The following is a 5861-nucleotide window of genomic DNA, read 5'->3' on the forward strand; positions in this document are numbered from 1 at the left end:
CCTTCACCGTGACGGGTACGTGGATCGGCTGATCAGCTGCCGACGGGCGCCAGCTTCGCCACCACGTCCGGGTTGGCGTCCATCCAGCGGCGGGCGGACTCCTTCTCCTTGCCGGCGCCGCCCTTCTGGATCTCCACCTCCAGCGAGGCCAGCTGCGCCTCGCTGAGCTTGAAGTCCTTCAGCCAGCCGGTCAGCTCCGGGAAGTCCTTGGCGAAGTCCTTCTTGGCGACCGTATGGATCTGCTCGCCCTCGCCCCAGGCACCCTTGGGGTCCTTGAGCTTCTTCAGGTCGTGCTGGCCGTAGGCCCAGTGCGGCGACCACAGGGTCACCACGACCGGCTCCTTCTTCTTGATCGACCGGTTCAGCTCGGCCAGCATCGACGAGGTGCTGGAGGAGACCACCTCGTACTCACCTTCGAGGCCGTACTCCTTGAGCACCTTCTTGTTGAGGGTGCCCATCATCCCGGCGCTCGACTCGATGCCGATGATCTTGCCGTCGAACTTCTTGCCCTGGCCCTTGAGGTCCTCGAGCGAGTCGATGCCCTTGACGTACGACGGAACCGTCAGCTCCAGCGACGTCGGCCCGTACCAGGCGCCGAGATCGGTGAGGTTCTCCTTGTAACGGTTCCAGTAGTCCTTGTGCGTCGTCGGCAGCCAGGAGTCGAACTGGACGTCGAGCTGACCCTGTGCGAGACCGGTGTACAGCGGGCCCGGGTCGAGCTGCTTGACCGAGGTCTTGTAGCCCCGGTCCTCCAGCATGTTCTGCCAGAGGTAGGTGCTGGCGATGGCCTCGTCCCACGGGAAGTACCCCATGTTGACGGTCTTCCCCGCGTCCTTGCCCTGCTGCGAGCCGCCCGCGCCGCCCGGCACCGGGGCCAGCTTGTCGACGAGGCCGGGGTTCTTCTTCAGCCAGTTGCGGACGCCGTCCTGCTCCTCGCCCTGGCCGGCGTTCTGGATCTCGTTCTCGAGGCTCGTGAGCTGCTTCTCGCTGAGCTTGAAGTCCTTGAGCCACTTGGCGACGGCGGGCGCCTTCTCGGCGAAGCCCTTGTGGGCGACGGTGTGGACCTCTTCACCCTTGCCCCAGGCACCCTTGGGGTCCTTGAGCTTCTTCAGGTCGTGCTTGCCGTAGGCCCAGTGAGGCGACCACAGGGTCACCACGACCGGCTCCTTCTTCTTGATGGAGGCGTTCAGCTCGGCGAGCATCGAGGAGGTGCTGGAGGAGACGACCTCGTACTCGCCCTCCAGGCCGTACTCCTTGAGCACCTTCTTGTTGAGGGTGCCCATCATCCCGGCGCTCGACTCGATGCCGATGATCTTGCCGTCGAACTTCTTGCCCTGGCCCTTGAGGTCCTCGAGCGAGTCGATGCCCTTGACGTACGACGGAACCGTCAGCTCCAGCGACGTCGGCCCGTACCAGGCGCCGAGGTCGTCCAGCTGGTCGCTGTACTTGTCCCAGTAGTCCTTGTGCGTGGTGGGCAGCCAGGAGTCCGTCTGGAAGTCGATGTCGCCGCGGGCGACACCGGAGTAGAGCGGGCCGGCGTCGAGCTGGGTGATCCCGGTCTCGTAGCCGCGCTGCTCCAGGATCTCCTTCCACAGGTACGTGGAGGCGATGCCCTCGTCCCAGGGGATGTACCCCATGTTGATCTTCTGGCCCTTGCCGACGTTCGCGCTGTCGGCCTGCTCGGTCTTCGAGTCGGCGGAACCGGCGATGTTGAGGCCGCCCGCGACGAGCGCGAGGACGACGACACCGGTCATCGCGACGGCGGTTCCCGGCTTGTAGTGCGCGAACTTCAGGCGCCGCGCACCGGCGGCGACCTTGGCGGCGGCGCGGCGGCCGAGCGGGGAGACCCGCTCGTTGAGCGCGCCGGTCATCCGGTCCAGGTACATGGCCAGGATGACGACGGCGATACCGCTCTCGGCGGCGAGGCCGACCTGGAGCTGGGTGATCGCCGCGTACACCTTCTCGCCGAGGCCACCGGCGCCGGCCATGCCGCCGATGACGACCATCGACAGGGCCAGCATGATGACCTGGTTGATTCCGGCCATGATCGTCGGCAGGGCGAGCGGCAGCTGCACCCGGGTCAGGGTGTGCTTGGGCGTGGTACCGAAGGCCTCGGCGGCCTCGACCAGCTCGCTGTCGACCTGGCGGATGCCGAGCTCGGTCATCCGGACGCCGGGCGGCATCGCGAAGACGATGGTGGCGATCACGCCGGGGGTGACACCGACGCCGAAGAACATGACGCCGGGGATCAGGTAGACGAAGGCGGGCATCGTCTGCATGACGTCGAGCACCGGCCGCAGCGCGGAGCTGACCCGGTTGTTGCGCGCCGCCCAGATGCCCGTGGGCACCGCGATCACGATGGTGATGACCGCCGCCACGACCACGAGCGAGAGGGTGGCCATCGCCTCGTCCCAGAGGGCGAGGGAGTCGATGAGCGCGAAGCCCACGAAGGTGGCCACGGCGGGGATCACGCCGCGCAGCCAGAACGCGATGACGGCGAAGATCCCTGCCACCAGCAGCGGCTCACCGCCGCCGAGCACGGCGTTGACACCGTCGTACATGCCGCCGAGCACGGTCTTGATGAAGTCGAAGATCCAGGTGAGGTTCGACTGGAGCCAGTCGACCGCGTCCTCGACCCATGTACCGAAGGAGAGCCTAGGCACCGGCGATCACCTTCTTGACCTCGCGCTGGACCGGAACCTGGGCCTCGACCTGCGGTTCCTCGCCGAGCGCGGCGAGCAGTGCGGCGCGCGGGACGACGCCTATGAGACCGCCGTCCTCACCGGTGACGGCGACGGCCGCCCCGCTGGTGGAGCAGGGGGCGAAGAGCTCGGCGATGGGGGTCTCCGAGGACACCGTCGCGGGGGCCTCGGCCAGCAGGTCCTTGTGGGAGCGGCCCGCTTCGGGTGCCTCCATGATCGAACCCGCCGTGAGCACCCGGGAGCGGTCGACGTCCTGGATGAAGGACGCGACGTAGTCGTTGGACGGCCGGACGAGGATGTCCTCGGCGGTGCCCTGCTGGACGATCTCGCCGTCCCGCATCACGGCGATGCGGTCGCCGAGGCGCATGGCCTCGTTGAGGTCGTGGGTGATGAAGACGATCGTCTTCTTCAGCCGCTTCTGCAGTTCCAGGAGCTGGTCCTGCATGTCGCGGCGGATCAGCGGGTCGAGCGCGCTGAAGGACTCGTCCATCAGCAGCAGGTCGGCGTCGGTGGCGAGCGCGCGGGCCAGGCCCACACGCTGCTGCATGCCGCCGGACAGCTCGTCGGGCCAGGACTTCTCCCAGCCGGCGAGGCCGGTCATCTCCAGCGCCTGGGCGGCGCGCTCCTCCCGCTCGACACGCGGGACGCCCTGGACCTCCAGGCCGTACGCGGCGTTCTCGAGCACGCTCCGGTGGGGAAAGAGCGCGAAGTGCTGGAAGACCATGCTGATCTTGGTGGAGCGAACGTTGCGCAGCTCACGGGGGCTCAGGGCCGTCAGGTCCTGCCCGTCGAACAGCACGCGTCCGGCGGTGGGTTCCAGCAGACCGTTGAGCATCCGCAGCAGGGTGGACTTCCCGGATCCGGAGAGTCCCATGACGACGAAGATCTGGCCCGGTTCCACGGTGAACGAGGCGTCGATCACCGCTGCGGTCGTTCCGTCGGCGCGCAGCTCGTCGCGGTGGGTACCGTCCTCGAGCTTCTGCACGGCTTGATCGGGTCGTCTGCCGAACACTTTGTACAAGTGCTCAGCTTGCAGCCTTGACACATACACCTCACGCGTTGAACCGAAAACGGTCTGCCACCCCCTTCGGCAGACCGTGGAGCGGTGCGGATTCGGTCCGCAGAGCACGTGCCATTGGTTGAAAAATGGACGTGGTCCGCTCCGGTGCCGCGCCTGCCCTCACTTACGCGACCCAAACACGTGTGTGATCCAGCTCACCCAGGAAAGCCATGAATCCGGGAACCGCACGCTCACCGACCGCGGCCGTGTCGGTGGGGTGCGGCATCATCGGGGTGTGACGCGACGCCTGATGCTCCTCGACACCGCTTCCCTCTACTTCCGCGCCTATTTCGGCGTCCCGGACTCGGTGCGCGCACCGGACGGCACCCCGGTGAACGCCGTGCGCGGCCTGCTCGACTTCATCGCCCGGCTCGTGCAGGACCACCGGCCGGACGACCTGGTGGCCTGCATGGACGCCGACTGGCGCCCGCAGTGGCGGGTCGACCTGATCCCGACCTACAAGGCCCACCGGGTGGCCGTCGAGACCACCGAGGGCGTTCCCGACGAGGAGGAGGTCCCCGACACCCTCTCCCCGCAGGTCCCGGTGATCGAGGCCGTGCTGGACGCGCTCGGCATCGCCCGGGTGGGCGTCGCCCCGTACGAGGCGGACGACGTGATCGGCACGCTGGCCGGGCGCGCCACGGGCCCGGTGGACATCGTGACCGGGGACCGCGATCTGTACCAGCTGGTCGACGACGCCCGCCGGGTGCGGGTGCTCTACCCGCTGAAGGGCGTGGGCACGCTCCAGGTGACGGACGAGGCCTGGCTGCGCGGGAAGTACGGCGTGGACGGCGGCGGATACGTCGACCTGGCCCTGCTGCGCGGCGATCCGAGCGACGGGCTGCCGGGGGTTCCCGGTATCGGCGAGAAGACGGCGGCGAAGCTGCTGGACGCCTTCGGCGACCTGGCCGGGATCATGGCCGCGGTGGACGATCCCGCCGCCCGGCTGACCCCCTCCCAGCGCAAGCGTCTGGACGAGGCACGGGACTACGTGGCGGTCGCCCCGAAGGTCGTCCGTGTCGCCGGCGACGTGCCCCTGCCCGACTTTGACCCCTCGCTCCCCCGCGAACCGCGCGACCCGGCGGCGCTTGAGGCCCTCGCAACGCGGTGGGGCCTGGGGAACGCCCTGCAGCGCCTGCTTCTGACGCTCCAGACATGAAGGTGCTAGCTTAGGTAAGCCTAAGTGCGTAGAACCTCATATATGCCCAGAGCAGGGAGAACCTCGTGGCAGAGCGGCCGCAACGCCGGACACCCAAGGCGCAGGGGGCGCAGGTTCTGCGCACCGAGCAGATCACCCCGCACATGGTGCGCGTGGTCCTCGGTGGCGACGGCCTGGCCGGCTTCGCCCTCGGGGGATACACCGACCACTACATCAAGCTGTGCTTCGCGCCGGAGGGTGCGGACTACAGCCACCCCTTCGACATGGCCGCGATCCGCGAGGAGTACCCGCGCGAGCTGTGGCCCACCACCCGCACGTACACGGTGCGCTCCTGGGACCCCGGCACCCGTGAGCTCGCGGTCGATTTCGTGGTGCACGGCGACGAGGGCCTGGCGGGCCCCTGGGCCGCACGGGCGCAGCGCGGCGACCAGGTGACCTTCCTGGGACCCGGCGGCGGTTACGTGCCGGAGCCCTCGGCCGACTGGCACCTGCTGGTGGGCGACGAGAGCGCCCTGCCCGCGATCGCCGCTTCGCTGGAGCACATGCCGCAGGGCGCGCTCGTGCACGCGTTCGTGGAGGTCCCGGATTCCTCGGAGGAGCAGAAGCTGGTGGCGCCGGACGGCGTCTCGGTGACCTGGCTGCACCGCGGCGACCGACCGGTCGGCGAGGCTCTCGTCGCGGCGGTGAGGGGACTGGAGTTCCCCGAGGGCGAGGTACAGGCCTTCATCCACGGCGAGGCGGGCTTCGTGAAGGAGATACGGCGCCACCTGCGCCTGGAGCGCGGCATCCCGCTCCAGCAGCTGTCGATCTCGGGTTACTGGCGCCTCGGCCAGAACGACGACGCGTGGCGCGCGGTCAAGCGCGAGTGGAACGAGCAGGTGGAGCGCGAGCAGGAGAGCGCCGCGTAGCACCACCGGAACCCGGTCGCCGTCCTGGACCT

At 68.6% G+C, this 5861-nt stretch carries 4 protein-coding genes; 2 read left to right on the top strand and 2 right to left on the bottom strand.

Annotated features, from left to right (window positions below; all coding sequences use genetic code 11):
• Positions 1-32: 32 nt before the first annotated feature.
• The gene (locus ACFWFI_RS40415) at positions 33-2663 is read right to left on the bottom strand and encodes an ABC transporter permease/substrate binding protein (protein ID WP_387400579.1); all 2631 of its coding nucleotides are present in this window, start codon (positions 2661-2663) and stop codon (positions 33-35) included.
• The gene (locus ACFWFI_RS40420) at positions 2656-3747 is read right to left on the bottom strand and encodes a quaternary amine ABC transporter ATP-binding protein (RefSeq protein ID WP_387400581.1); all 1092 of its coding nucleotides are present in this window, start codon (positions 3745-3747) and stop codon (positions 2656-2658) included. The genes ACFWFI_RS40415 and ACFWFI_RS40420 overlap by 8 nt, the downstream gene beginning before the upstream one ends.
• 265 nt (positions 3748-4012) lie before the next feature.
• On the opposite strand from ACFWFI_RS40420, the gene ACFWFI_RS40425 reads away from it, so the two are divergent.
• On the top strand, positions 4013-4921 hold the full coding sequence (locus tag ACFWFI_RS40425; RefSeq protein WP_387400584.1) for a 5'-3' exonuclease: 909 nt from the start codon (positions 4013-4015) through the stop codon (positions 4919-4921).
• Between the two features lie 65 nt (positions 4922-4986).
• Positions 4987-5829, top strand: a complete 843-nt coding sequence (locus tag ACFWFI_RS40430; protein ID WP_387400582.1) for a siderophore-interacting protein — start codon at positions 4987-4989, stop codon at positions 5827-5829.
• The last annotated feature ends 32 nt before the right edge of the window (positions 5830-5861 follow it).

It is taken from the genome of Streptomyces sp. NPDC060209 (assembly GCF_042728155.1).
Taxonomy (GTDB): domain Bacteria; phylum Actinomycetota; class Actinomycetes; order Streptomycetales; family Streptomycetaceae; genus Streptomyces.